Consider the following 26,524-nt stretch of genomic DNA (forward strand, 5'->3'; position numbering starts at 1 on the left):
AAGACCACACTGTTGGTGGGCAGGGTGATAGCCTTATCCGCGCCCGCATTGGCCACCGGGGCCTGGTTGCCGGGGCTGGTACTGAGGCTGTAGACCTCGATGGCGCAGACCTGAGGATTATCTTTTCCGCCGTCACTGCCCAGGGCACTGAAGCTCAGGTTCAGGGTGCCGTCGGCTGCGGTCAGCGTGAAGCTCTCGCTGATGGCCGTGAACTTGCCCCCCGTTTTCTGGAAGATGTCGTAGTTGTCGAGCACCTTCGTGCCTTCCAGGCTCACGTCGAACAGGCGCTGGCCCGCACTCGTAAAGTAGAGTTCGGCGAAATGGAGCACCACGCGGTACTGCTGGCCGCTAGTTACCGGTAAGGCATAACTCATCACCGCGTTGGTGCCGTAGCGCTCATTTTGATACATGGCATCATCGCTGGTGCCGGCAATGGCGTTCACTACCCCATACGTGTTACCCGGGGTCGGCGAGAAGGCGTTGTCAGCGGCGAAGGTGCCGATCGAGTTGGTTACCTGGCCCCCGCCCGCGTTGATACGATGCAGCGCCGTGGCCCCGTCCGGGGGCGGAGTGGCGGAAATTATCACCTTAAAAGTATCTTCCACATACAAGCCGTCCGCGTCAGTAGCCCGAATCGTCAGGTCAGCAGCGCTCACAGCATCAGCAGCGTAAGTCAGAGTTAAAGTCAGACCACTGATTGCAGTAGAAATGACATTGGGGTCAGCGTTTCCTGTAACGGATAGGGTTAGATTATCTACTCCAGCATTATCGGTGAAAACAGTAGCCAGATTTAGCTGAGTTGGGGGGCTATTTTTGGGCACCGTGATATCGGCGATGGGCGTACTGATGGTAGGCGGAGAGGCCGTAGCACCATCGTTCACTCCTGACGCCCACTGCACTAGTCGCTGGGCAAACAGCTTATTATCAACCTGGCTTAACTGGGTGCCCGCGCCGGCGTTCCAAAAGGCGTTGCGGTCAAAATAGCCAAGCACCCGGCCCTGGCCAACTTTTGCTGATGCAATAGCTGCGTCGGCGGGCGTCACCGCCCCATCCAAGCTATTGAGTTTGGAGCAGCAGGATGGCATATAAGCCAGAATCGTAGCCGGCGCACTAGTACGAATGGGGCTGGCTCCTTCGGCTTTAATCGTCAGACCCGTATCTTTATTAAAGTTATTGATGTAATGATCGATAGCCCACTGGGTTAAGCTAAAGGTACTGACCCCGTTATCCCGCAAGAACTGCATGCCAAATTGTTGGGTGAGGTCGTTGTCGCTCAAAGAGCCGGCGGTGCTATTAATACCTCCGCTCTGCCACCCAAATGCAGCATCGGACCAGGCCACCAAGCCCCCACCCGCTTCTACCCAGGTAGCCACAGCGGCTTTTTCGGCGGCCGTAAACCGGCGATTATTGGAACCGAGAATCACTACTTTGTATTGGTTAAGCGTAGTAGCATCAAGGGTAATACTAGCATCCAGCGCTTCCGAAGTTATCATGCCAACTTCTTTCAGTGCCTGGTCGAACTGTGACATCCCCGTAGAGCCAGTGTCGGCCAATTTCATGTCTACCTCGCCGGGCGGGATGCTGCCGTAGAGATACAGGACCTTGGCTCCGGGCCCAGTAACCGTCAGGGACACGGATAAGCTAGCATTGGGGTAGCCCGCTGCTTGGGCCGTAACAGTTGCCGTATAGGTGCCGGCTGCCAGACCCGTTGTGTTGGCCGTGAGCTTCACTTCGCTGCCTCCCAGCAAATCTATGCTGCCCGTCGCGGGGCTGACTGTGAGCCAAGTTGGTAGGGTGTTCGTAGCAATGGTATAAGAAGCGGAGCCGCTGAGTGCCCACAGTAAAACTTCCTTACTGGTGGTAGTACCCTGGTCCGCAGATAACTGGAGCTGCGTCGGCGCAAACCCTATTTTGTAGTTTGGCGTGCGGGGGAAAAAGCGCTTGCGTGCCGTGGTTTGGGGGTCTGTGCGCTGGTTGAGCGAGCCGTTTGAGACAAATATCTCTTCCCCGATTAATTCCGCACTTGGACCAAATAGATTAACTGGCAAGGGTGTTTGCTCAGCCCAACTATCAGAGGCGGGGTCGTACGTGGTTATGGTGTTAAGAATCTGATCGGTGGGCATTACGCCGCCCACCAACGTTACTTTGCCATCGGCTACAAAGGTAGCCGCTTCGCTGTGGGAGCGGGCGTATGGCAGATCTTTCAGATTGGTCCAGGTATCGGTGGCCGGGTCATAGACGTTTGCAAATTTTACGTCCTGATTGGGTCCGTCGTGGCCCACCTGCCCACCCAAGGCATATATTTTTCCGGCTACGGTGGCGCTGGCAAAGTGGCACCGCGGCTGCGGCATGGGCGCCGCGTTGCTCCACCCAGCTGCCAGGTTGTCCAGGTTCAGAACGTAGTGGGCAGTAGAGCCCGTTTGGCGGTCGGGCATCATGCCTCCGAACGAGTGCAGCTTACGCCCGACGCGCACCAAGGCGTTGCCGCCACTTATGGCTGGTAGCTTAGGCCCACTACTCCAGGTGTTGGTGCCGACATCGTATATCTGCAGGGCGTCCGTATTCGGCTTTCCAGCTTCCAGACCAGTAAATCCACCGGCCACATACACCTTGTTGCCATCAACCGCAATGCCCGCGTGCGTTACCGGAATGGGCATATCGGCTAAATAGGTCCACGTATTGCTAGCCGGGTTATACGACTCGCACTTGGCGGTAGTCGTGGCCGATGACGTATTGAAGCCCGAAAAAACCTGCATTTTGTTTCCGACCGAAACGCTGAACCCCACCCATTTTGGCGTGCCTGACGGCGCTAGGGTTACCCAATCCTGATTTTGCGTATCGGCCGTAACGTAAATAAAATCCCAGGTGGCGGTGAAGGGGGAAGCCCCGCGGGATGTAGCCATGATACCAACGGCATAAGCTTTGCCGTTTTGCAGGGCGTTGAAAAGAGGTCCGCTAACTTGAATAGGTGCCCCAAGGTTGGTGATTGCTCCCCCGTTAGCGGCGTACTTGGGTTGCACCACTCCCGTGGTGGGATTGACGGCGAAATAGAAGTCCAGGGTAGAACTGGGTAGACCGCCTGGCAGCGCGAACTGGGTAACGGTAGGTACGCCGTCGTTTTCGTACACTACTTCCAGCCCGCCTACGCCCCCATTGGCAGTCAGCGCTATTTTCAAGTAATTATCCTGGTCGCCATTGCTGAGGTAGACCCCTTGCGACTGGAAGTTCTGAGGCGTTTGGTTGTTGAAGAAGGGTCCGAGCATGCGGCCCTGCACCGTGAATTGGGCTGCCGACGCTTTTACGCCAAACTGAAAAGCGTTTTCCTGAGTGTTAAGGCTGCCTAAAGCATCGCCGGGTGTGACGTTCACGACAGAAAAGGCCCCCACGGCGCCCCCTGCAATGAGGTTGTCTTCAAAAAACAAATCACTGTAAACGCTATCCTTATTACTCATCAGACCCGTGAAGCCAACCCCAAACAGGCCCGTACCGGGCGAGTTGTTGAATAAGTCGTATTTGATAGGCAAATTTGTTGTTAAACCATTCGTAGCGTCTAAAGGAAAGAAGTCAATGTTATCAGCAATTGCGTCGTTATCGTCGTCGATATCATTCAAATCCGACACAAAGTCACCGTCCGCATCAGGGGGAACACTAGCCGCTGAGCAAGGCTGGGAAGCGTTATCAATCTCGTCAGCGTTAGTATACCGATCTTGGTCATCATCATTGCTGTCGTATTTGCCAGTGCAAACCAGAAAGTCCTGCGGCTCAAATACCGTGATGGCATTGGCCCCATACGTGACCGCCCACACTGAGCCCGGAAAGACGTCATTATCGCCCTGCGCAATGATATCCAACGGGGTGGAGCCGAAGCCGGAGGCAAACGGTAAGTCCTGATTTAGCTTGTTTTCGGGATTGAGTGGGTTAGTTACACCAGCACCATCGGCAGTGAGCGATATTTTAAATATGTTGCCATCAAAGCTGCAGGCAAGCAGAGTGCCTTGCAGTGCCCCGCCAAAGTTGGTAGCCGTATACTCCGCGGTGCCGTTAGTTGAGGCAATAAACGTTAATAAGGCCTTGCTCTTCGCGCTCCCCGGCATTTGGTAGTCACCCTCAATAGGATTAGCCGTTGCGACGGGCGGCCAATCGGTTGGTAAGGGCTGCGGGCTGGTTTTGCTGGTACGCCATACGCCCGCGGTGCCAGTATGCGTGTAAAGCCCGGCGCCGGCAGGGTTGGCTCTGGTAGGAGTAGGATGGCCCCCATAGTAGCTGCCGGACGTATAGGTGCTGAGGTTACCGATGTAGTGGAGGTGATCCAGATTATTTACTGTTCCTTCGGTAGCGGAAGGGCTGGTGGAGCCCGGCTCACCGGTCACATAGTTATTGGTGACATTGGCCGTTCCCTCGTTCGCGGGGTAGCCGCCCCAACCTTGGTTGGCCCCGTTATCGATGGTATACATCCGCCGGTTCTTAGTAAGAACCAAGTCGTAGGGGTTACGGTAGCCGGGTGAGAATATTTGCACTGGGCCGCCGGGCACCAGTTTAGCTTGATTCAAGCCATCATTGCCGCCGAAAGGGTCGAAGGGATCCGAACCATCGGCGTTGTTTACCCGGTCCGGATCGTCTAAAGTCGGCAGATCGTATTTATAGGCCGTATTACCACTGCCCTTCGTGGGTAAGGCGTTGATGGCGCTAAGGTTAATAGACAAAATGGCGGCCGACAGCGCGTATTCAGGCGTGTAAGCAAAGTTGGTGGAGGGGCTGCCGGCATTGGTATGACCGCCCTGCGCCAGGTACAATATGCCAGTTTGGTCATCTAGCTGCATTCCGTTGGAGGCATGGTTCTCTTCCGAGCGCGGTAGCCCGCGCACCAGATCCAGCTTGGTCCAGGTGCTGCCGCTGCGCGTGAGCTGGGAAATAATCCCCGAATTCGTGTCCAGGTTTAAATCCCCATCGGGGCCGCCAATACGACTGTCGCTGGAGGTGACATAGACAATAGGAGTAGACGCAGTGCCCTTAACCAGAATGCCGGTTACTTGCCGGATATTGACGCCACTGTTTAGGCTCCCATTGTCATTGTGATTAGGAATTTGATTAATCAGACTGATTGTTTCCGTGGCCGTAACGGAATAGTCATTCGCGGCGTTTCTATTTATCGTCAGGACCTTAATTAGCCCGTTCTGCTGAGAAACGTACAGACGCCCATCTGGCCCAAACTGTAAGGAGGTTGGGTTAGTAAGAGAAATGCCTTTCAAACCGCTAGGAGAAAAGTTGTATTGGGCATTTGCCAGCATAGCGCCACTTATATCTATGGGCGGCAGTTTCGCTTTCTTTTTTCTCTTACGCTCAATAGGCTCATCATTCTTGGTTTGAGCTATAGAGGGCACAGAATCAACACTAAATATTAGTATGAGAAACGGAATCCAAATAAGGTATCTCATTGCGAGAAACCCTTTGATGTAGTAGCGTTGCCAATTCATGATAAGGAATTTGTCTATAGTGAGTGACTGAAGTAATTAAATACCTTCTACTGGGGGAATAGAAGGGGAACTAGCTGATTATAGTACCAACTAGAGAGGTCAGAGTGCGGTATTGTACATGGCACACCGATAGCAAAAAGATCATGTAGCGTATAGTTAGGGGCTTGTGTGAACGCTTTTCAGGCAGTGATACGGGCCTGTAATATATATAATATAATATATTGTATATATTACAGGCTATTTTACTCCTTTTCAAATATGCTTTAGCGCGATTAGGCGAGGCCCAGTGGTCAACGGTCAGCTAGTGAGTATTTAGCACGCTATAAGCTTAAAGCAGAATCAGTAAGCGTTGGGCTGCCGGGTCAGCCATAGGCCTAACGTGCGGCATATAATGCGTATATCCAGGGCTAAGGACCAATTTTGCAGGTACCATAAGTCAGCGTGCACTCGTCTTTGCATAGCTACTAATTCCCTAGTTGCCCCTCTGTAACCGTTAACTTGAGCCCAGCCAGTAATGCCAGGGCTCACGCAATGACGAAGCATAAAATTGTCAATGGCTTGGGCGTACACTTCCGTGTGAAGCAGCATATGGGGCCGAGGACCCACCACCGACATCTCCCCCCACAAGACGTTGATAAACTGGGGCAACTCGTCTAAGTTGTTTCGGCGCATAAACGCTCCAACCCTGGTCACACGTGAGTCATCCTGACAAGCTTGCTTGAGATCAGCCTCACTATTCGGACGCATGCTGCGGAACTTAAGGCAATAAAAAGGCTGACCATTGTAGCCTGTGCGCAATTGCCTGAACAGGATGGGCCCGCGCGACTCCAAGCGAATCAGTAGCGCTAAAAGCGGACCTAGCCAGCTCAACACTAGCACAATGGCTACCAAGGCAACTACTACATCAAAGGGCCGCTTTAAGCGGGAAGAAACGTTTACTAATACATAAGGCTTAGGATCGCTTGAGTGAACCTTGGCTGCTCGGGGGGGGGATGAAGTAAAGAGGTGTAACATAGCCTATACCTAGTTGAAAAAGTTATCTGCTTCTTAATACATCTGTTATTCAGGACTTCATATGGATTTTGCTTGGGCAATCTTTCGGTACTTCTCAAATATTATTTATAAATATACTTGTTTTAAAAATTTATCATAGCCATTTAGTTAAAAAATTTATACACATATTTATACACCAAGGCTTTATAGTAGAGCTTTATAGTAGAGCTTTTTGGCTGAAATTCACCGATTGCATTCTAGATTCTAACACCTCATATGAGATATAATAATATTAACAATAAATGGTTTTTAATCAGTAAAGTGTTGAGAGGAGATGCAGTTATACATTCAGAAATATCTATACAAAACGAGAATGCAGGATGCTGATCAGGGCACTCAGGGCCTAGAAAGCTTACTATTGTCGGGGTTTTAGTAGTAAGAGGCCTATCAATCTTCTTACCCCTACTGTACTGCAAGCGCGAGAACCACTATGCACTTTGCTACGCGATTTAAATCGCACACGGAATAAGCGAACTTGTCTGTATGAATCGTGATATGGCACTAGTGCTGCTTATTGCCGGCCTCAAAATCGCGCAGCAGCGGGTGGCTGACTTTCATGAGCTTGGCAATGCGGGCCTCGTCGTCGCCCATAAAGTCGAGCACGTGCTGAATCTGGGCCGCCGTCATTTTCAGCTTCTGCAGGCGGGTGACAATGCGCTGCTGCAGGGTGGGCAGCTCGGCCGCTAGGGCCAGACTCATCTGCTTTTCCCCGGGCCGGGCTTTGCTGCTGGTTCGCGCGGCCGGCCCGGGCCAGCCCTCCTCCCCGAGCTGAGCCAGGGGCTTGGGGATGGTAAAGCGCACGCCCTTGACCTTTTTACCTTCCTTCAGGGGCTGGTAGACCACCACCCAGCCCAGGGAGTGCAGCTCCCGCAGCGCGGGCTCGAGCACGTAGCGCTTAAAGTTTGATTTCAAACCATGCTAATAGTTGACGAGAGATCAATATATTGAATGCCAGTATGTAAGCCGCTGACCACCTTACACAGAGTCCAGCAACTCCAATGAAATGGTGTCAATTACCTCCTGAGGGAAATATACTATGGGTAGACGTGCCCACGCAGCCTACTTTCTGCGTTTTGCCATAAAATCAGCTGCCGTCAAAATGCTAGCAGCCTTAGAACAGAATACGGAATAATTGAGGCAATCTGCTGAGGCTATAGGGTAGCCTTAGCAGATTGCCTCGCTCTGCTAGTTTTCACCTTGGATCAAACAGGTAATTAGTCATTCCTTTGATTGCCTTATACACTAATGGAGGCAGAAAAATCATGACAATAACCGGCATGGCCAGGTATAGTAGCCCATACGCGCTCAGTGGTTGAAGCCTGTCGTACCCCACAGGTAGTACCATCAACCAGTAAACACGAGAAGTGAGTCCTGTAACTGATAATTGGATTTAATTTATATAGACTATTGCTTATTACCTATCTTATTATATTTTTTGATAATAAAGTTATTTATATTGCAATTAACTCTTACATTAGACCAACGTGTTTTGCCTATAAGTGTATGCGCTGAAAGATCAAATCCTCTATATGGAGTTGGTGCTAGCATCGGTGAATAGAATAGCGAAGTAGTGGTTACCTCTATTCTACTTCACTCTATTTACTTATCCACTATTAAGATTCTTCAGCTAAAAATTGTCGAATAAGACAATTCTTAAAGGTCGGACCAACATATTGTTTCTTATACTTATGCCTGCACCGTTGATATCCGTAATTCTGCCAGTTTATAATCAAGAGCCTTACTTGGCTCAAACTATTGAAAGTATTCTAGCCCAATCGTACCCAAATTTCGAGTTACTACTTCATGACGACGGATCCACAGATGGTTCAGCTCATCTAATTCGCCACTATGCCGCTTTGGACCCGCGGATCCACGCCAGCTTCGCCCCCAATGCTGGCAAGTGCGCTACTACTAATCTTTTAGTTAGTCAGGCACGCGGCTATTGGTGCGCCTTCCTAGACGCCGATGATGTGATGCTACCTGAGCGTTTAGCTCGTCAGGTAGTTTATCATCAAACTCAGCTCAATGTAGATGCAACCAGTTGCCATTGTCATTACATCGATGAACTAGGGCAATACCTAGGCACCCAGCGTTACCCAGGCTTGCGCACAGTACAGGAAGGTCGTCAAGCAATGGCTAATGGCCAACTCGTTCATTGTGCCTTTACAGGACTAATGGTTAGCAGGCACGCCTTTATGGAAAGCGGCGGCTTACGCAACCAATTTTGGCCCTGTGAAGATTTGGAGTTTTGCAACCGGTTGCTTGAGCAAGGTTTCTCGTTAGTGATCATACAAGAGGTGCTAGTACTCTATCGTATCCACGCTGCTTCTGTTACCATGCGCAAGCCCTTGCACGTGTTCGATATGGCTGAGTATAGCACCCGTTGCTTAGCGCTACGACGAGCGGGAGAGGCAGAGCTAACGGTCGATGAGTTTATGGCTGAGCGCCAACGCAGTCCATGGTGGGTGAAGGTCAACCGACAGCGCTACGGTTATTCGGTTATATTTTACCGGCAAGCTAACTTCTACTTGCATAAAAAGGACTATTTGCACTTTGGCTGGCTTTTAACAAAAGCGCTTTTACTCTCGCCAGCCTATGGGTTGGCTACTGTTCGTAAAAGGTTAGCCCAGCACTTTTCCTCTTCTACACCCCTTTCTCCTTCAAGTGGCATTCCAACAAATTAATCTACCAGGCTAGAAAGTGACCCATATAAATTAAGTGTTGAAGTTTGATCAATATTAGGAAGTTAATTATTGCTTGGCTGAAAAATGAGGTTATAATTTTCCTTTCGCCTATTCATTAGTCTGTTCAGAAAGTTAATCTAATACGAGCCAACGCAAATAATAAATAGCAATGGACATTGTATTTAATGTAAATCCGGGAGGCCTAGAAGGATTAGGTGCTACACTCACTTCTCTCATTAGGAATTGCTCAAATTCACAAGAGTTGAAAATCTGGTTTTTATGTTCTGATTTTCAGAAAAAAGATAAATTTAATATCAGTAAGTTATTAGAATCGGAGGGTTTCAGTGGAAGTACAGAGTATATTGATTTTAACGCCCGGCAATTGTTTGGGCACCTTACATCACTGCATGGTGATTGGACAACTTACGGCCGGCTGCTGATCGCAAACTATGTAAAAAGTGATGTAGCTCTGTACTTGGATGCAGACTTAATAGTTTTGCTTGACGTATTGCAATTGCGAAATTTTGATTTGCAGGATGCCATCGTAGCCGGGGTCTATGGATCAACGCTTGAGTGGACTCTGGATAGAGATTTTTTTATCAATCAGCTTAAAGCTTCTCCAGAACAAAGTTATTTTAACTGTGGAATAATTCTGTTTAATTTAAAAAAATGGAGGGAAGATAACATAGAGGAGCAATGGAAGGAGTTAGCAAACCAATATTGTGATAAGCTTATTTCACATGATCAAACAATTATAAATGCTATATGTGGAGGAGAGTTTACGCATCTTCCTTCTAGCTTTAATAATGCGTGGTATCCCGGACAAAATAGACCACAGGATGCCGATCATTCCATTCTTCACTTTGTTGGGTCTCCTAAGCCATGGGACCTTTTTGGCAGCGTTCTTCACAAAGGGCATAAAACTTGGAACACCTATACTCCTAATGCTTGGAAGAAAGCGTATGGTAACATGTCGCGGGAAAAAATAAGACGATTTTGGAAGATACGAAGATCTATAGTCAGGCACTTAAGAACTTTAGCACTCAACATGTTGACCAACCAAGAGTAACTAGTTAAAGGCTTGCCTAAAGATTTTATGCTGCTGTGAGTCTGAACACCTGTACTTAACGCGACGCTACGATCATCTATTTACTGGTCGATCAGTATGTTAGTGCGATGATACCGTGCTTGCCTAACCACCTAAGGCTCCTAGTTCATGTAGGTCAAGTAAAGTTGAGTTATTCATTCGTTTCGGCTTTGTGTTTCTTCTTTTCATTCGCTATGATTAGAATCAAGCCTTAGGTACCTTTCACCGTTAAATACCATGAGCCTCACCATTGCTGAAAATATTTCCATTAGGTTAGTATTATGTCAATAAATACGGATACCTATAACGGACCCTCCTTCTCGCTTCAAAATCGCTTTGGGCGAGTTTTGTGGGGTATAGTTTCTACGGTCTTCTTTCAGTTTTCTCCTAAGCCTATGCATGGATGGCGCGCCTTCCTGCTCCGGTGCTTCGGGGCTAAAGTAGGCCGCCGTGTCCATGTGTATCCCGGAGTAAAGATTTGGGCACCTTGGCAACTTACCCTAGGGGAGGAATGCGGTATTGCCAATGGCGCAATTCTCTACTGCCAGGGAAGAATTACGGTAGGACGTCGAGCCATCATTTCCCAGGGGGCCCACCTCGTGGCCGGTACGCACGACTACTCTGACCCTGGCTTTCCCCTGATCACGAAGCCCATCCACATTGGCGACCACGTGTGGATTGCGGCGGAAGCCTTTATCCATCCAGGCGTTACTATTGGTGAAGGCTGCGTTATTGGGGCCCGCGCCGTGGTAGCGAAAGACATGCCCGCGTGGATGGTCTGTGCGGGCCACCCCTGTCTGCCAATCAAAACAAGAAACTTCATTGCAAACCCTCAGCATTTGGAGCAAAGCGCTAAATAGCAGGTTGCGGCGTACTTTTTCCCACGGGTCCGGTTTGCTAAGGGCCACTACCTTATTCAAGGTTTCTGAGCTTTCTAAGCGGACACCTTGATGCGAAATGCATATTACCTTATATGGCCTCCGCGCTTGATTTAACAATTGCTATCCCGGTTCGAAATGAAGAAAAGAATCTCCCTGGTTGCTTAGCCGCCATTGGTAAGGATTTTGCCTTCAATGTAGTATTAATTGATTCGGGGAGTATAGATGCTACTCCGGCCATTGCCAAGGAACATGGTGTCGAACTCGTGCATTTTGAGTGGAATGGGGAATTTCCTAAAAAGCGAAATTGGTTTCTCCGAAATTACCCCATCAAGACTAAGTGGATATTGTTCTTGGATGCGGATGAGTATTTAACTCCCGCGTTCAAAAATGAGCTTCGAACAACACTAGGGCGCGACCACGACCAGAAAGCAGGGTATTGGTTGAACTACACCATTTACTTTTTAGGTAAAGAGCTAAAAGGAGGCTACCCCCTCCGTAAGCTGGCTCTTTTTCAAGTAGGCGCGGGTGAATATGAACGGATTGACGAAAAGCAATGGAGCCATTTTGATATGGAGGTGCATGAACATCCTATCCTCGCAGGAGAGGTTGGCTTTCTAAACAGTAAGATCGATCATCAGGATTTTCGAGGAGTATCCCATTACGTAAGTAAGCACAATGAATACGCTAGTTGGGAAGCTGCTCGCTATCTGAATTTATCGAGCATTGAACCCAATAGCGCAAGCTGGACCTGGAAGCAGCGCCTTAAATACAAGCTTATGAATACCATCCTTATTGGGCCAGCCTTCTTCTGTGGGAGTTATTTTTTCCACGGAGGCTTTCGAGACGGTGGCCGAGGGTTAGCATTTGCTATCTTTAAAATGGCATACTTCACCCAGATCTACTGTAAGATACGGGAGAGTAAGCCTTCCTAAGCTAGAAAATAGTTTCCCCATTCGTTAAGAAACACTTACGCCGGGCGCAGCCGCAAGCAGCACTATCGCTGGAGTCTACCCACCAAGTCGGTTTATTATACCGGCTGGCTGAAGGAGAAGGCTGCTTAATATAAATAACTGTGCATATACTATTTTTTAATACCTAGTTATTGTCTACTTTGGTGATAATGTTGCACTATAATTATGAATAATAGTATGGTCATCCTTAAAAATTTCTATCAAACGGGAATGGAGTGGATAGCGAAGTATACCGGCTTTTTGCGTAGGATACGTCTTACGTATTGGTTGTTCAACTTATCAAAGTTGACTAAGCTCAGTAAAAACAAGGAATTATATCGACAGTTTGGTATTAATAAAGCTATATGGAAAGAAGTTGCTCACGCCGACATTAAGCACAACTCGACAGATATTCCATGGATGGATAGAGAGGACATCACCAGCGATGCCATCCGGCAGCATCCGCAGTTCGCTACCTTCTCACCCCAAATTCAAGAACAGCTCCTGCAATGGCCAGAAAAAGGATTTATAATTATTCCCGGTTTAATGACCAATAAAGTTGATGAACTTAATAGCGAAATCGATGATTTAAAAAAAGAGGGCAAAATATATTTCAACTTTACAGGTAAGAAGATATTTAATGCTTGGCAGCATAGCACTGCTGCTAACCAGGCATTTAACCACCCTGTGGTTACAGCCGTAGCAAAGTTCATTTTTCAGAAAGAGGTCATTCCCTTTCAAACTGTAAATTTCATTTATGGAAGCGGAGAGAAGCCCCACAGTGACAGCATCCATTTTACTACCGAGCCCCTAGGTTACTTGACCGCTATGTGGCTAGCGCTCCAAGATATTGTCCCCGGTAGTGGGGAACTGCTTTTCTATCCCGGTAGCCATAAACTAGCTTACGTAATGAGCGAAAACTTCGATGCGGGGCATACCTCGCTGCAATTAGGTCTTAACACCCGCCAGCGTTATGAAGCAAAGATCGAGGAAATCATTCAGCAACACCATTTAACTCCTTGCGCCTTTACGGCTCAAAAGGGTGATGTGCTCATGTGGCACGCTAATCTTCTACACGCTGGTTCCCCAATTACGAATGCCCAGCTTACACGCAAAAGTTTTGTGGCACATTACTTTGCCAAGGGGGTACTACAGTACCATGAGATAACACAACGGCCGGCTATTATTTCACGCCCCGCACTATAGCTATAAGGTTGGCATATGCACGAAGCCATTACCCCTGATAACAATCGGGTTGATTTTCTGCTTGCACCTAGGTTTTTACAATGTGATAGGGATTAACTGCACGAAGGATTCGCGATAACAGCACCCGGTTGCAGCCCAGTCCTCGCATTAATCATTAAGCTTAATTTCTAGGCTTTCCCCATGCCATCCCGGCAGGGAGCAACACTCCTCAGTTCAGAGCGTAGCATGGTCTTATCAGCAATTCAACCACTCAACTTATTCCTAGGGGGTAAACTGGGCAAAGGTCTTATCTAGCCTTGCGCTAACCATCGACAAAGACGGACCGCTGCTGGCTGGCGACTCATTGATCTTTTCTCACCTATGAGGTTATTACAAATCGTTCTCTCTTTAGGTTACTCGCTTCTGCTTGGTTACATCGTATTCTTTGCTCGTCGCAGGAGATTCATTACAGACAGAACAGTCAATTTTACGCCCCTCCGCAACTCATACGATGAGTATACTAACTTCAACGTAAGTTTTACCATAGCATCTTATCACTTTTATGCCAATTTAGTGGGGAATGTACTCCTGTTTGTCCCCGTACCCTTTGTGTTATGCTGGCTATTTAAGATAAAAAGAAGTGCTACTCTTATTTACTGCTGTCTTGGGTTAAGCGTTTTTATTGAAGCTATCCAATACGCTGGCAAGTTGGGAGTAGCTGATATTGATGATGTCATTCTTAACACTAGCGGGGCTGCAATCGCCATCCTCTATTTAAGAAAAGCAGGAAAGCGCTCAGCCATTCAAGTAACAAGAAAATAGCCTTTACATTCGATGATGCCTTCCTATTTACTCGTGGATAGTACACATTAATGAAAAAAAGAATATTACTGATCGGGTATAATTTTTATCCTGAACCGACGGGAATTGGCAAGTACAGCGGAGAAATGATATATTGGCTAGCGCGCCAAGGCTATGATTGTACCGTTATTACGACGTATCCCTACTATCCTTACTGGCAAGTACAGGAACCTTATGCCCGAAATAGGTTCTGGTATACAACCGAAAATGAGCAGTTTGCTTCCGGAGGTCAGCTAAGAATTTGTCGCTGCCCCATGTACGTTCCCACTCAACCTTCCGGGCTGAAGCGCATCCTGTTGGACTTTTCGTTTCTCGTTTCCGCGGGGGGCAAACTACTTCACCTGTTGCTCGGTTCCAAGTATGACGCCGTTGTCGTGGTAGCTCCGTCGTTTCAGTTTGGCTTACTCGGTGTATTATACCAAAAGTTACGTAATGGCAGATTTTTCTATCATATCCAGGATCTGCAAATTGAGGCCGCCCGGGACTTGCAAATGATTAAATCCAAGAAGGTCATTGAGCTTCTCCTAAAAACAGAGGGTTACATATTAAAGCAGGCGGACGTTATTAGCAGTATTTCTGAGGGCATGGTTGGCCGCATCCAAGCCAAAGCACAGAAGCCGGTGGTGTTATTTCCTAACTGGACAGATTTAACCTTATTTTATCCCATTGCCGACAAAGCCCCCCTTAAGATGGAGTTCGGTTTTTCCTCCACCGACAGAATTGTTTTGTATTCCGGAGCAATGGGCGAAAAGCAGGGGCTAGACGCTATTCTATATGCCGCGCAGGAGTACCGGCAGCAGCCCCACCTGAAATTTATTATTTGTGGCTCCGGGCCTTACAAAGCCACGCTGGAAGCGCTGGCTCATAGCTTGGCGCTGACCAATGTAGTTTTTCTTCCTCTGCAAGCCCCGGAGAAGCTTAATCACTTTTTGAATATGGCCGATGTGCACCTCGTAATCCAGAAAGCGACAGCGAGCGACCTAGTTATGCCCTCGAAGCTAACGACCATACTCGCCGTAGGGGGTCTGGCCCTAATCACGGCGAATGAAGGCTCTGGTTTGCATAATTTGGTGCAACAACATGGCATTGGCTTGCTAGTTGAGGCAGAAAGTCAGTCTGCCCTAAGTCAAGGCTTACAACGTGCCCTGGCGCAGGATAATCGGGCGGTAACAACTAAGGCTAGAAAGTACGCCGATCAGTATTTATCGCTTGAATGTATCATGGCCACTTTTGAAGAAGCCCTCCTGCATTAAGGGCTGATAGCCCAGTTCGGCGCCTCGATCCAGCTAAAGGATATAAGAGGGCTAGATGTGGCAAGCGGTTTAAACCTTAATACATCGTTGCCTGTATCTTACGTAAATATAGCCCCCCCCTATACCCTTACCTTTTGCCACCTTCTATCACTGCAGCTCTTGAAGACTACCTGAGCAGAGTCTTTTAGCGTAGGTCGTAAGGACGCCGTTGACTCGCCCTGGGCAGAAAGGCAGTAAGCGTGTGGAGTGCCTTTGGACGGCGCCACTCTGCTTTTTAGCCGTAGGGAATGGATGGCGGCAGGGAACGTGCTTTACGCCCGCCCTACTCCTAACCAGCAGTTTACCAGAGCAAAAGTGCTAGGGGGCAGGAAGACACTTGTTTACCCAGACTCTAAAAACCCTACTAAATCGTTTTTCGGCTAGCACGTGAATTAGATGTGCTATAACAAGCATTACCAGTAAGGTGCTGCCTACCAGTACATATTTGTTGATCGCGCCTGCTAGGCGGTGAAAGGTGACAAATCCTATATCACTGTGAATTAAATACAAAGGATAGGTTAACGCTCCTAGCCCAGCTAGCCACGAATAGTGGCTGAGGTTGATATGTCGCGTCGTGATAAAGAAGAAGACCGCAAAGAATAGGGTGATGATGGCTACGATGACCCAAGCCACAAATTCATCGTGGTAGTGTTGCCCCATCTCAGTGGCTTTGCGCAGACTGGAGTGGATCGCCGCTAGGTAAGCAAAAGCGAGTAGGGTGTAATGTGTTAAGGCCCGGTCCGGCACTTGCTGCCGTCGGTAGAAAATAATGCCAGCGGCAAAGTATGGTGCATAGCTGGGAAAGAAAAGAGCCGCAAAGGGAGTATTCGCGTGCGGGAGCACCAGCAAAATAGCGTACAGCAGCCACCCGGCTACGAACCATTCTACGTACCGCATCAGCCGGTAGCTAAGAAGCAGGGAAACAAGAAAGTAAAACGCGATTTCTACCGTTAATGACCAATACGCACCGTCCAGAGGGGCAATGCCGAGAAACTCTTCCAGCATGGTCATATTGCACAGATATTGACCAAAGCCAGCGTGAAGCACGGCGGGCATATAGGCATCTCCAGGGGTGGTACCCCATAGCCGTTTAACTAAAAAAGTTAGGGTGCAGGCAACCCAGAACGCCGGATACAAGCGCACCAGACGTGAGACAAAGAACTGACGGACTGTTTTTCCCTTCGCGCTAAGCAGCACTACATAGACGCTAATGATGAAAAACAGCTCCACTCCCAAGTACCCATAGCGCGTATAGCGCCCTAGTTCAAGGAAAGGAAGCGAGCTATAGTGGTCCGCCGCATAACCGCGGTAAGTATAGTGAAAGACGACGACGCTAAGAGCAGCCAAGAAGCGCAGTAAATCAATCTCGTAAAGACGAAGCGGTTTGGTGAGTAATGATAACTTCATAGGGTTGCCGTTACGCCGTGAGGATTTAAACTTGTAAAACAGCCAGTCAAGCTAAGAGTCATCTTAGGGTGACGCATAATGTACTTTGCCATAACTCGCTGGTTAATATATAGCCTGCCTATTGCTAGGAACTTCGTCAGGGGCTGGCTTACACCTACTCGCGGCCCTCTTTCTAAGTTAATTCTAGTAAGCGACAATCCCCAGCAATCAATGAGGTGGTCAAGGCAAGACGGACAGCAGAAGGCCCTATATCTTTTCTCTTAGGGCAAGCAAAGCCAGCGGGGCGTCGCCTGCTAAACGATGCCAGTACGACGCAGCCTTCAAGGCGGAGGCGTTGCGCCTGGCCATTGAGAGCCGGAGCAACCAAGCCACGGCCCGGGCGTTGGGCATCAGCCCGACGTCAACATTAAAAATAAGCTGCTATCGATCAGATGTATAGGTCACCTATCACTTGCCAACTCCTCTACTATGAGTTTGCTGCTGGCTTTGGTGGTACTCCTGCGTCTGGGTGCGGGTAATGGCTGCTTCCATTTGATCCTGCATATCCTGCCCATTAGGCCGCACTTGGTCACGTGGCACCCGGGTTCCTGTTGCTTGACAAGTAATTTCCGTCCCTTTCGGGGGATCAAAGCACATCAGATAGCCCTTCGCTTGCAGCGCAGTCTTCAACTCGTCACTGCTATGCAGCGGGCCCTCCAATACCTCGGCCGCTGCTTGCTCCATGCGGCGGCGGGCCTGCTCGCGCACTTGCTCGGCCAGGGCCACTACGGGTTCTCCTGGCTTCTCGCCTTGCACCCAGTGCACCGCCAGCTGCTGAGCCACGTGGTTGAGTTTCGTATGGCTGGCTTGCGCTTCCCTTAGCCTCATCTGCGTTGCCTGAAACTGCTGCTCTGTCGCTTGCAGGGTTTGCTCGGCCGTAATTACCCGCTTTTCCAGTACCCGCGCCCGCTCCTGGGCTAATGCGTTAGCGGTGGCCACCTGCGCCACTTCCTGCAGCTTGGCATTGACCAAGGCCAATTGCTGGGTTAGGTGTTCGTTCAGGCGCGCCAGTTCCCGCTCAATGTAGGCTTGGGGATGCAGGTGCTCGTGCCACTTCATCTCCCCGAGCTTGAAGGGCGCGGGCTCCAGGGGCATAGCCACCTGAGCCAGTTGCTCTTTACTGGTTTGCTGGGCCCCGTAGTTGCGGCGCACGTCTTAGTGAATAGCCGTGCTGTAGTGGACGCCCCGCCTCACACCGTAGGCGGCCATAGCTTGTGCGTAGTCGGTCTGCAGTTGGCGTAGGCTTTTGGGGCTGAAGACATCCCGCGCGCTCAGGCGGCCATCTTCCGTAATCGGGATGACAACCGCGTGCACGTGCGGAGTCACCTCGTCCTGGTGCAGGGTGAAGCTCACCACGTTGCGCTCGCCAAGGTGCTGCTGTAAAAAGCGCAAGTTGTCGCGCGTCCACGGGGCGTCGCGCATATCCGCGGCCCGCCCCTGGGCGTCGCGCCGGAAGGCCTCGGGGCTGGCGGTGAGCAGTACTTCGACGGCCCGCACAGCATCGCTGCGCAAGCGTTTAAGGCCCAGTTCTTGGATGCGCTCCTGCGCCAGGTCCCAGTAGTTGCGCAGGACGTGATTCAGGTACTCCTGGTTGCAATGCTGCTGGTCGGGGTCAGCATTGGGCGTGAGCTGCAGGCGATAGTTGTGCTGAGCCTTGCTGGTCGCGGAACTGTGCGACTTGATTTTGCCTATGCGGAGAATCGCGTATGCCATAACCGTTCGAAAGGAAAGGCGAAGGGATAGCAGGTATGGAGCGCGTCCGGGCTTGGGTAGTGTTCAGGGCCAATGCGTAGTGAGTTACACATTAACCCAGAATCTTGCGCTCACAAAAGATACGCAGATGGTTCGGCTTTGAGAAATTCTTCCACACTCTTTTTTAGTGGCCACTCCCCGTTACTTCCATGTACCTTTGCCGCCCTACATAGCTACATAGCTACATAGCTACATAGCTACATAGCTACATAGCTACATAGCTACATGGCCGCGGGCCGTTTAATGGCGGTTCACCCCTAGGCCGAAACAGGAACGCAGCGTGATCCGCCGCGCCGTTAGCAAGAAGATCGCTTATCCCATGGGGAAGTTGGTCACGACTACCCAGGCCACCAATGCAGAGTGGTGGGGTGGGCCGATGTAGGGCTTGCTGCCGCGCCGAGAAAATCATGCGGACGGCACCGATAGCGCCTGGGCTGATGCAGTCATACTCACCTTCATCTAGCTACTTTCCAGCCAGGGATACAAACGTGAAAATGTCCAGGGTTTAATAAAGTAAGTGAAATATAGTTCCAAAACACTATATAAATTTGTAACTATTTCAATTCTAATTGTATTTTATAACAATTCTATAAATTGATTGCACTATTATTTGCAGGGTTGAAACCAGCGGGTTAAGTTTGACAAGAAACTAATAAGATTTCAGTGAATAATTATCCTAGTGCTCTGCTGCTAACTCTTAAGCATTGTTGTTAGTCCTTCTTGCTCTGCTTTCCCCGACCCGTTTGTCTGCCTGCGTTCTCCTATTGTTATCCCTTAGTTTATGCCTCGTATCTTTCCCCCCCGGCCCCTGAGCCCCGAGCAGCGCTACGCCCTGCTCAAGCGCGGGTTTGACTTTTCCTTCTCCCTGCTCGTCGTCGTGCTGATATTGAGCTGGCTGGCCCCGCTGCTGGGCCTGTTGCTCAAGCTCGAGAGTCGGGGCCCGGTCTTCTTCAAGCAGCTGCGCACGGGCAAGCACTGCCAGCCCTTCTACTGTCTGAAGTTTCGCTCTATGCGCCTGAACTCGGAGGCTGACGCCCGCCAGGCCAGTCGGGGCGACAGCCGCATTACCCGCCTCGGGGCCTTTATCCGCCAGACCAGCCTGGATGAGCTGCCCCAGTTCATCAACGTCTTGCGCGGGGACATGTCCGTGGTCGGCCCCCGGCCCCACATGCTGCTGCACACCCAAGACTATGCTCAGCGCATCGCGGGCTTCATGGAGCGTCATGCCGTCACGCCCGGCATCACGGGCTGGGCCCAGGTCAAAGGCTACCACGGCGAGACCCGGAAGCTACAGGCCATGGAAAACCGCGTGCAGGCCGACCTGTGGTACATTAAAAGAGGATCATTAGCGCTGGATGTGCGCATTGTGGGCCTGACCGTGGTGCAAGCCCTGCGTGGCCACCAAAACGCCTGCTAAGTCGTCACGAAGCGAAGGCAAGGGCAACTTAGCGCGCCTTGTACGCTCGTTGGAGTTCCTTCATAGCCGCCGAAAGGCCGTCCAGCTGCTCTACTAATGCGGCGGCTTGTTGTCCGTAGGGGGCCTGCCGGTCCGTCCACACCAAAAATTGCTTAAGTTCCTCCTTCGCGTACCGTAGCAGCGTGGCTGCGTTTTCTAAAAATTCTTCTTCGGGGTTCATATGCGGGGCACAGCGGACAGGGTTACCCGTGTAGCCGGCGGCGGAAAAAAGGCGGGTCCAGTGCTACACGTAGGGAAGATACAGGCTTTTCCGGTAATAAAATGAACCCCACGGGACGGGGCCCGTTCCTAAGGGCAGCAGCGCCCGGCCGCGATGGCTGCTCCGGGCTCCTTACCGCCCCTCTTGTTTTCCGGCCCCATAGCTACCTAGTTACCTATACTTCAAGCCGATGGACACGTGCAAGTGCTACCCTAACAATCAGTGGCCCGGCCGGGGGAAGTGGCATGGATAAAGTCTTCTTACGCTCGCTGCAGATTCCGTTGCTGATGCTGGATTTGTTCCTGCTCAATGGGCTCTTTTTGGTTACCCAGCACGCCATTCCGGATCCGGTGCAGGCACAGTGGCTTTCCCCTCGGAGCCAGTATTGGCTGCTGCTCAACGTAAGCTGGGCTTTCGCTTCCTGGCTCGGACAACTCTACTCCTACCAACATCTGCTGGTCTTTCGCCGCTTTCTGCAGGTTACCTGCCGCCTCTACCTCGCCTGGGCCTTCTTCGTGCTGGTCACCGCGTTTCTGCTCCGCACGACGCTGCCGCTCGCCCGGGAATTTATGTACTTCACCATTTTAAGCTTTGCTTTGGCCTTGCTGGGGGCCCGCGGGTTTTATCTGCTGCTTCGCGTGTGGGTGCGTACCACAGGGACCATGAAACGGCGGGTCTTAATCCTGGGCTATAACAAGGTGGCCGAAAAGTTGGCCGCGTACCTGGAAGCGGAAGAATTCAACGTCCGCGTGGAGTGCATTGTGGATGACGTTCGCCCCGCGGCCGCGCCCGCCAACCACGTCGTGGTGCCCGGTCTGGGGGAGGCGCTGAGCCTGGCGCGGGAGCTGCGGGTCACGGAGATCTACTCCACCATCATGCCCGAGAACAATGCGCTGGTGTATGACATGATGCAGCAGGCAGATCAGGACTTGATTCGCTTCCGGTTTGTGCCTGATTTCGCCACCTTCATCAACCGCCCCGTACACGTGGACTATCTCTACGAGCTGCCCATTCTCTCCATCCGCAAAGAGCCCTTGCAGCAGGTGGCCAACAAGTTCGCGAAGCGCCTGTTCGATGTAGTCATCAGCTTAGGGGCTACCCTGTTTATTCTCAGCTGGCTGGTGCCCCTGCTCGGGGTGCTTATCAAGCTGGAGTCGCCCGGACCCATCCTTTTTCGGCAACTGCGCAGTGGCCTTCATAACCAACCCTTCTATTGCCTGAAGTTTCGCAGCATGGCAGTCAACCACGAGTCGAATACCAGGCAGGCCACCCGCCAGGATGCCCGCGTCACCCGGCTCGGGCGCTTTCTGCGCAAGACCAGCCTGGATGAGTTTCCGCAGTTTCTAAACGTGCTGCTGGGGCAGATGAGTATCGTGGGTCCGCGGCCTCATATGCTCCGGCATACGCTGGAGTACTCCTCCGTAGAAGACCAGTACATGATTCGGCAGTTTCTGAAGCCCGGCATCACGGGCTGGGCGCAGGTAAACGGCTACCGGGGCGAAATCAGCACCCTGCGCCACATTCAGAAGCGGGTGGAATACGACTTGTGGTACCTCGAAAACTGGCGCTTAAGCCTGGATGTGAAAATCATGTTTAGGACGGCCTACAATGTCTTCCGGGGCGAAGAGAATGCCTATTAACCGTTATTGCTATTATTGCGCAGCATGATTCCCCCCGCCCTGCCTCCGAATGAAGCGGCCCGCCTGCACTCGCTAGCGGAACACCAGTTGCTGGATACCCTCCCCGAAGCGGTATACCAGCAGATCACCCGCCTGGCGGCTGAATTGTGCGGGACCCCCCGGGCCGCCCTGAACTTGGTGGCGGCCGACCGGCAGTGGGCCAAAGCCACGGCAGGCATGGCGGCGGGCAGCCAGCCCCGTGACCATTCCTTTTGCGCGCACACCATTTTACAGCCTACCCAGCCCCTGCTCGTGGCGGATGCGCGCTACGACGAGCGTTTTTACGATAACCCCAATACCCGGCAGGACCCCCGCCTCATCTTTTATGCCGGGGTGCCGGTCCGGGACGCGGAGGGTCGGGCCTTAGGGGCGCTGTGTGTCCTTGATAGCCGCCCCCGGGTGTTATCGGAGGCCAAGCTGGACGCGCTCACGCTCTTGGCCAACTTAGTGAGTACGCATTTTCAGGTACGCCGCACCCACCTAGCCCTCGCCGATTGCCAAGGAAAACTAGCGGCGGCCCTCCCTATCGTAGAAGACTTGGTGAGCGCGGTGGGCTCTTTACCCGCCGCCGAGGGGGCCGGCCTGCTCTCCCCGCTACGGCAGGTCCAACACCTGCTGCAGCCACTCTCCTAACAATAAGAACCCAGAGGTACTCGTGAGGTGGTCCACTAAAGTGCGACAGAAAAGGCATCCTTCTTCTTCGGTCAGGATGCAAAAAATAAACCCGGGCGCGCCACGCAAGCGCGCCCCTATACGGAACCCTTTCGCGCCGAGGCGTTGCGCCTGGCGAGTGAAAGCGGTAGCCCGCACGCCGCGGCTAATGCTACGTTCACGAGCAGGCTAAGAGTTTTTGGCGCGCGTGCAAACCCAGGTGCGGCTGAATCGCGCTGCTTTCGCTTCGGTGGCCGAGTTACCAGCGGAACTAGCGACGTATTTTAATTACTACAATCACCAGCAACGGCACGCGGCGAGCAGGGCTACAAGTGCCTGCATAGTGTTGCACAACAAGCTCTTCTAACGAAGACCCAGCGCTCGCTTACTTCACCCCACCACCTCCTACCTAGTCCTGTCTACCCGAAGTTAACGTCGCCGGAGGGCTCAACCGAATCTTGCTGCGGACGGCAAAGGGGGGCTCCTGGTGCCCATAAGCGACGGGCGCAAAAAGCCCAGACCTAGGGATAGATCTGGGCTTTAAACCAACACTATGTGTCTACAGGCTACTGGGAGCGGTGGGGGCGGCCGGCGGGAGGGTAATGGCATCCACGTTCTTGTCCCGGATAAGCTTGTTCAGGGCCGGCAGGTCTTGCTCCTTGATCATTTTGAACTGACTCAGCTGCTGATTGATCTGCTCGGTTACTTCCTTCTGGAACCCTACGGCCTGCTCCGTGGGCCGGTAGTCGCCGGTGCTGGCCTGCCCGACCAGGTTCGCGAGCTTATTGTTCAGGCGGATGGGGAAGTTCAGCGGGTCCTGCCCGCTTTTGTTTTTGGTTTGGTACAGGGCCTCTTCAATCTGGGTGATTTTCTTGTCAATAGCCGCGGCCGACTCGACGATATCCTTGGCCTGCGCCTGGTCTTTCAACGGAGCCGTGATCGTGTTGAGCTGGCCGCGTAGGGTGCGGATATCGCGGATGGCCTCGTGGGTTTCGGTGAGCTTGCGCTGCACTTCCTGCAGAAAGTCAAACTGGGCCTGCAGGTCCTGGGCGGTGGCTTTGCTGCGTGGGTCGGGCAGGACGGTAAAGTTCGTTTCCTGGGTTTCCTGGTTGAGCGTGAGGCGCGCCTTGTAGGTGCCCGGCACGGCCCGGGGGCCCTGGGTGCCGCCGCCCCACAGAATCAGGCCTTCGAACTGGCGGGCATCGGGGTAGCTCAAATCCCAGACGAAGCGGTTCAGACCGCGCCGGGTGGGCAGCAGCTCGCGCTTGATCTTGGCTTTTTCCGCTTTCGTCAGATTTTTGCCCCCCAGGTCCTTATCCGTGTTGGCGAAGGTGCGAATAACCTGGCCTCGCGCATCCAAGATGTCGAGCTTCACGGTGCTGGTCGAATCGTGCTTTTGGGTGAAGGAGTAGTAGAGCAGCACTCCGCCCGGATGATTCTGGCCCGCTGTAGGGGAAATCGTGGCAGAGCCGCGGCCCTCCATCCGGTAGCTCGGGGCGGGCGTGTACAAGTGAAACGGGCGGGCGGCCACAGCCGCGCTCAGCTGGTGCAGGGGCGTCAGGTCGTCGAGCAGCCAGAACCCCCGCCCTTGGGTAGCGGCAATGAGGTTGTCGTTTTTGATCGTGAGGTCCGTAATGGGTGTCGGTGGCAGGTTGAGCTGCAACGGCTGCCACTGCTGCCCATCGTTGAAGGAAACGTACAGGCCATATTCAGTGCCGGCGTAGAGCAGCCCGGCGCGCTTGGGGTCGGCGCGGACCACCCGGGTAAAGTGCGTGTCGGGAATGCCCGTGGTGATTTTTGCCCACGTCTTGCCGTAGTCCGTCGTCTTGTACAGGTAGGGCCGAAAGTCCCCGGACTTATACATGGTGGCCGCCACGTAGGCGGCCCCCTTCGCCGTGGGGTGGGCGTCAAGGCTGTTGATTTGAATCCAGTCGGGCAGGCCCTTGGGCTGCACCTTGGTCCAGGTCTTGCCCTGGTCGCGGGTGAGGTGCAGCAGGCCGTCGTCGGAGCCCGTCCAGATCACGCCGGCCTCTACCGGCGACTCGGCGATGGCGAAGATGGTGCCATAGTACTCCACGGCCGTGTTGTCCTTGGTGATGGGGCCGCCGGAGGGGCCCAGGGTTTTCGGGTCATTGCGGGTCAGGTCGGGGCTGATCACCTGCCAGGACTGGCCTTCGTTGGTCGTGACGTGCAGGTGGTTGGAGCCCGCGTACAGCCGTTTGGGGTCGTGGGGGGAAAACAGCAGGGGGAAGTTCCACTGGAACCGGTACTTCATGCCCTCGGCGCCGTGCCCCATCGGGTTGTCGGGCCACACGTCGATGGCGCGCTCCTGCTGGGTGCTATGATCGATGCGGGAGAGATAGCCATCGTAGCTGCCCCCGTACACAATGTCGGGGTTGAGCGGATCCACGGCGATATGGGCACTTTCGCCACCGGCCGTCGGCTCCCAGTCGCGCTCCTCAATGCTGCGGCCCGCCGTGCGGTGCGGAATGCGTACGGTCGAGTTGTCCTGCTGGGCTCCGTAGATGCGGTAGGGGAAATGATTGTCGGTGACCACCCGGTAAAACTGCCCGGTGGGCTGGTTGTGGTAGGTGGTCCAGTTCAGGCCCCCATCGGTGCTGACCTGGGCGCCGCCGTCGTCGGCCATGACCATACGGGTGGGGTTCTCGGGCGCAATCCACAGATCGTGGTGGTCGCCGTGGGGGGCATCGTAGGCTTGGAAGGTGCGGCCCCCATCCTTGCTTTTGTGGTAGGACACGTTGAGCACGTACAGCACGTCCGCGTCCTTGGGGTCGGCATAGATGCGGGTGTAGTACCAGGCCCGCTGGCGCAGGTTGCGGTCATCCGACAGCTTCTGCCAGTGCTTGCCGCCGTCGTCGGAGCGGAATAAGCCCCCCTTTTCGGCTTCCACCAGGGCCCACACCCGGCTGGAGTTTACCGGCGACACGGCCACCCCGATGATGCCCAGGGTGCCCGTGGGCAAGCCCTCGCTGCGGGAGATATCCTGCCAGGTGTCGCCGCCATCGGTGCTTTTCCACAGGCCCGAGCCCGGGCCGCCCGAGGAGAAGCTGTAGGGCGTACGGCGTACGTTCCAGGTGCTGGCGTAGAGAATGCGCGGGTTGCCGGGGTCCAGAATCAGGTCCACCGCGCCGGCGTCTTTATTGGCAAACAGCACGCGCTCCCACTTCTTGCCCCCATCTTTGGAACGGTACACGCCGCGCATCTCGCTGGGCGCGTACAGGTTGCCCATGGCCGCGACGTACACCAGATCCGGATTCTGGGGGTGGATGCGGATGCGGCCAATGTGGCGCGAATCCTTCAGGCCCACGTTGGTCCAGGTCTGGCCCGCATCCAGCGACTTCCACACCCCAAAGCCGGAGGACACGTTACCCCGCACGGTTTGCTCGCCCTCGCCGGCGTACAACACGTTGGGGTCCGACTCGCTGACGGCCACGGCCCCGATGGACCCGCCGAAGTAGCGGTCGGAGATGTTGCCCCAGGTGCCGCCCCCATCGGTGGTGCGCCACACGCCGCCCCCGGCCGTGCCCATGTAGTATAAGTTGGGGTTGCCGGGCACGCCCGTCACCGTGCCGGCCCGCCCACCCCGGTAAGGACCGATGGAGCGCCACCGCAGCCCATTGTACAAGGTCGTATCATAGACCGCGGCGGTGCTTTGGGGGGCTTTTTTTCGCTTGGCGCGCTGCTGGGCCTCGGCCGAAGTAGTGAGAAGCAGCAGCAACAGCGCGCTGAGGAAAGCCGCCTTATAGGGTAAGAAAGGTTTCATACGCAGGGGTTTGATGGGAGGGGAACGATCTTCGGCGCTCGATTGACGGTAAGGTAAGAATGATCGCCG

The 26,524-nt window shown here is 52.7% G+C and carries 18 protein-coding genes; 10 read left to right on the top strand and 8 right to left on the bottom strand.

Going from position 1 to position 26,524, the window contains the following annotated elements; genetic code table 11:
- From H8B13_RS21610 to H8B13_RS18145, 3 genes are all read right to left on the bottom strand, one after another.
- Positions 1-5,381 (bottom strand): malectin domain-containing carbohydrate-binding protein (locus H8B13_RS21610; protein ID WP_222841472.1); only part of this gene is annotated, 5,381 nt, incomplete at its 3' end.
- A gap of 432 nt (positions 5,382-5,813) precedes the next feature.
- On the bottom strand, positions 5,814-6,488 hold the full coding sequence (locus H8B13_RS18140) for a sugar transferase (protein ID WP_187312246.1): 675 nt from the start codon (positions 6,486-6,488) through the stop codon (positions 5,814-5,816).
- A 540-nt stretch (positions 6,489-7,028) separates the two neighbouring features.
- The gene (locus tag H8B13_RS18145) at positions 7,029-7,439 is read right to left on the bottom strand and encodes a replication initiation protein (RefSeq protein WP_187312247.1); all 411 of its coding nucleotides are present in this window, start codon (positions 7,437-7,439) and stop codon (positions 7,029-7,031) included.
- Positions 7,440-8,215: 776 nt separating this feature from the next.
- Between H8B13_RS18145 and H8B13_RS18150 the strand changes: the two genes are divergently transcribed.
- From H8B13_RS18150 to H8B13_RS18180, 7 genes are all read left to right on the top strand, one after another.
- The gene (locus H8B13_RS18150; RefSeq protein WP_187312248.1) at positions 8,216-9,211 is read left to right on the top strand and encodes a glycosyltransferase family 2 protein; all 996 of its coding nucleotides are present in this window, start codon (positions 8,216-8,218) and stop codon (positions 9,209-9,211) included.
- A gap of 169 nt (positions 9,212-9,380) precedes the next feature.
- Positions 9,381-10,280 (top strand): glycosyltransferase family 8 protein, encoded by a 900-nt coding sequence (locus tag H8B13_RS18155; protein WP_187312249.1) that lies wholly within the window; start codon positions 9,381-9,383, stop codon positions 10,278-10,280.
- 413 nt (positions 10,281-10,693) lie between these two features.
- Positions 10,694-11,158 carry a DapH/DapD/GlmU-related protein gene (locus H8B13_RS21615; RefSeq protein WP_315985161.1) on the top strand — a complete coding sequence of 155 codons (465 nt, stop codon included), beginning with the start codon at positions 10,694-10,696 and terminating at the stop codon, positions 11,156-11,158.
- 113 nt (positions 11,159-11,271) lie between these two features.
- Positions 11,272-12,111 carry a glycosyltransferase family 2 protein gene (locus H8B13_RS18165; protein WP_187312251.1) on the top strand — a complete coding sequence of 280 codons (840 nt, stop codon included), beginning with the start codon at positions 11,272-11,274 and terminating at the stop codon, positions 12,109-12,111.
- A 216-nt stretch (positions 12,112-12,327) separates the two neighbouring features.
- On the top strand, positions 12,328-13,335 hold the full coding sequence (locus tag H8B13_RS18170) for a phytanoyl-CoA dioxygenase family protein (protein WP_187312252.1): 1,008 nt from the start codon (positions 12,328-12,330) through the stop codon (positions 13,333-13,335).
- Positions 13,336-13,695: 360 nt separating this feature from the next.
- Entirely contained in the window at positions 13,696-14,136 is a 441-nt protein-coding gene (locus H8B13_RS18175) for a VanZ family protein (RefSeq protein ID WP_187312253.1), read from the top strand.
- 50 nt (positions 14,137-14,186) lie between these two features.
- Positions 14,187-15,428 (top strand): WcaI family glycosyltransferase, encoded by a 1,242-nt coding sequence (locus H8B13_RS18180; protein WP_187312254.1) that lies wholly within the window; start codon positions 14,187-14,189, stop codon positions 15,426-15,428.
- Positions 15,429-15,785: 357 nt separating this feature from the next.
- Here the strand turns inward: H8B13_RS18180 and H8B13_RS18185 are convergent, their stop codons facing one another.
- The 3 genes from H8B13_RS18185 to mobV all read right to left on the bottom strand — a co-directional run bounded on the left by H8B13_RS18185 (position 15,786) and on the right by mobV (position 18,626).
- Positions 15,786-16,874 (bottom strand): acyltransferase family protein, encoded by a 1,089-nt coding sequence (locus H8B13_RS18185; RefSeq protein WP_187312255.1) that lies wholly within the window; start codon positions 16,872-16,874, stop codon positions 15,786-15,788.
- 447 nt (positions 16,875-17,321) lie between these two features.
- Positions 17,322-18,065, bottom strand: a complete 744-nt coding sequence (locus H8B13_RS18190) for a hypothetical protein (protein WP_187312256.1) — start codon at positions 18,063-18,065, stop codon at positions 17,322-17,324.
- Positions 18,066-18,068: 3 nt separating this feature from the next.
- Positions 18,069-18,626 carry a MobV family relaxase gene (gene mobV, locus H8B13_RS18195; RefSeq protein ID WP_187312257.1) on the bottom strand — a complete coding sequence of 186 codons (558 nt, stop codon included), beginning with the start codon at positions 18,624-18,626 and terminating at the stop codon, positions 18,069-18,071.
- Positions 18,627-19,446: 820 nt separating this feature from the next.
- Here mobV and H8B13_RS18200 point away from each other — a divergent pair.
- Positions 19,447-20,082, top strand: coding sequence for a sugar transferase (locus tag H8B13_RS18200; RefSeq protein ID WP_187312258.1), 636 nt, complete (start codon positions 19,447-19,449; stop codon positions 20,080-20,082).
- A gap of 28 nt (positions 20,083-20,110) precedes the next feature.
- Here the strand turns inward: H8B13_RS18200 and H8B13_RS18205 are convergent, their stop codons facing one another.
- On the bottom strand, positions 20,111-20,302 hold the full coding sequence (locus H8B13_RS18205) for a hypothetical protein (RefSeq protein ID WP_187312259.1): 192 nt from the start codon (positions 20,300-20,302) through the stop codon (positions 20,111-20,113).
- Positions 20,303-20,586: 284 nt separating this feature from the next.
- On the opposite strand from H8B13_RS18205, the gene H8B13_RS18210 reads away from it, so the two are divergent.
- Together H8B13_RS18210 and H8B13_RS18215 are read left to right on the top strand one after the other, a co-directional pair.
- Entirely contained in the window at positions 20,587-21,981 is a 1,395-nt protein-coding gene (locus tag H8B13_RS18210) for an undecaprenyl-phosphate glucose phosphotransferase (RefSeq protein WP_187312260.1), read from the top strand.
- 24 nt (positions 21,982-22,005) lie between these two features.
- On the top strand, positions 22,006-22,653 hold the full coding sequence (locus H8B13_RS18215; RefSeq protein ID WP_187312261.1) for a GAF domain-containing protein: 648 nt from the start codon (positions 22,006-22,008) through the stop codon (positions 22,651-22,653).
- A 577-nt stretch (positions 22,654-23,230) separates the two neighbouring features.
- Here the strand turns inward: H8B13_RS18215 and H8B13_RS18220 are convergent.
- Entirely contained in the window at positions 23,231-26,455 is a 3,225-nt protein-coding gene (locus H8B13_RS18220; RefSeq protein ID WP_187312262.1) for a WD40/YVTN/BNR-like repeat-containing protein, read from the bottom strand.
- Positions 26,456-26,524: the final 69 nt, after the last annotated feature.

This window comes from Hymenobacter sp. BT188 (assembly GCF_014333585.1).
In the GTDB taxonomy this organism is placed as follows: Bacteria; Bacteroidota; Bacteroidia; order Cytophagales; family Hymenobacteraceae; genus Hymenobacter.

Bases quoted from the DNA above. Each gene is read 5' to 3' on its own strand.
- H8B13_RS18140 (WP_187312246.1), bottom strand. From the start codon at position 6,488: ATGTTACACCTCTTTACTTCATCCCCCCCCCGAGCAGCCAAGGTTCAC.
- H8B13_RS18150 (WP_187312248.1), top strand. From the start codon at position 8,216: ATGCCTGCACCGTTGATATCCGTAATTCTGCCAGTTTATAATCAAGAG.
- H8B13_RS18155 (WP_187312249.1), top strand. From the start codon at position 9,381: ATGGACATTGTATTTAATGTAAATCCGGGAGGCCTAGAAGGATTAGGT.
- H8B13_RS21615 (WP_315985161.1), top strand. From the start codon at position 10,694: ATGCATGGATGGCGCGCCTTCCTGCTCCGGTGCTTCGGGGCTAAAGTA.
- H8B13_RS18165 (WP_187312251.1), top strand. From the start codon at position 11,272: ATGGCCTCCGCGCTTGATTTAACAATTGCTATCCCGGTTCGAAATGAA.
- H8B13_RS18170 (WP_187312252.1), top strand. From the start codon at position 12,328: ATGGTCATCCTTAAAAATTTCTATCAAACGGGAATGGAGTGGATAGCG.
- H8B13_RS18175 (WP_187312253.1), top strand. From the start codon at position 13,696: ATGAGGTTATTACAAATCGTTCTCTCTTTAGGTTACTCGCTTCTGCTT.
- H8B13_RS18180 (WP_187312254.1), top strand. From the start codon at position 14,187: ATGAAAAAAAGAATATTACTGATCGGGTATAATTTTTATCCTGAACCG.
- H8B13_RS18185 (WP_187312255.1), bottom strand. From the start codon at position 16,874: ATGAAGTTATCATTACTCACCAAACCGCTTCGTCTTTACGAGATTGAT.
- mobV (WP_187312257.1), bottom strand. From the start codon at position 18,626: ATGGCATACGCGATTCTCCGCATAGGCAAAATCAAGTCGCACAGTTCC.
- H8B13_RS18200 (WP_187312258.1), top strand. From the start codon at position 19,447: ATGCCTCGTATCTTTCCCCCCCGGCCCCTGAGCCCCGAGCAGCGCTAC.
- H8B13_RS18205 (WP_187312259.1), bottom strand. From the start codon at position 20,302: ATGAACCCCGAAGAAGAATTTTTAGAAAACGCAGCCACGCTGCTACGG.
- H8B13_RS18210 (WP_187312260.1), top strand. From the start codon at position 20,587: ATGGATAAAGTCTTCTTACGCTCGCTGCAGATTCCGTTGCTGATGCTG.
- H8B13_RS18215 (WP_187312261.1), top strand. From the start codon at position 22,006: ATGATTCCCCCCGCCCTGCCTCCGAATGAAGCGGCCCGCCTGCACTCG.
- H8B13_RS18220 (WP_187312262.1), bottom strand. From the start codon at position 26,455: ATGAAACCTTTCTTACCCTATAAGGCGGCTTTCCTCAGCGCGCTGTTG.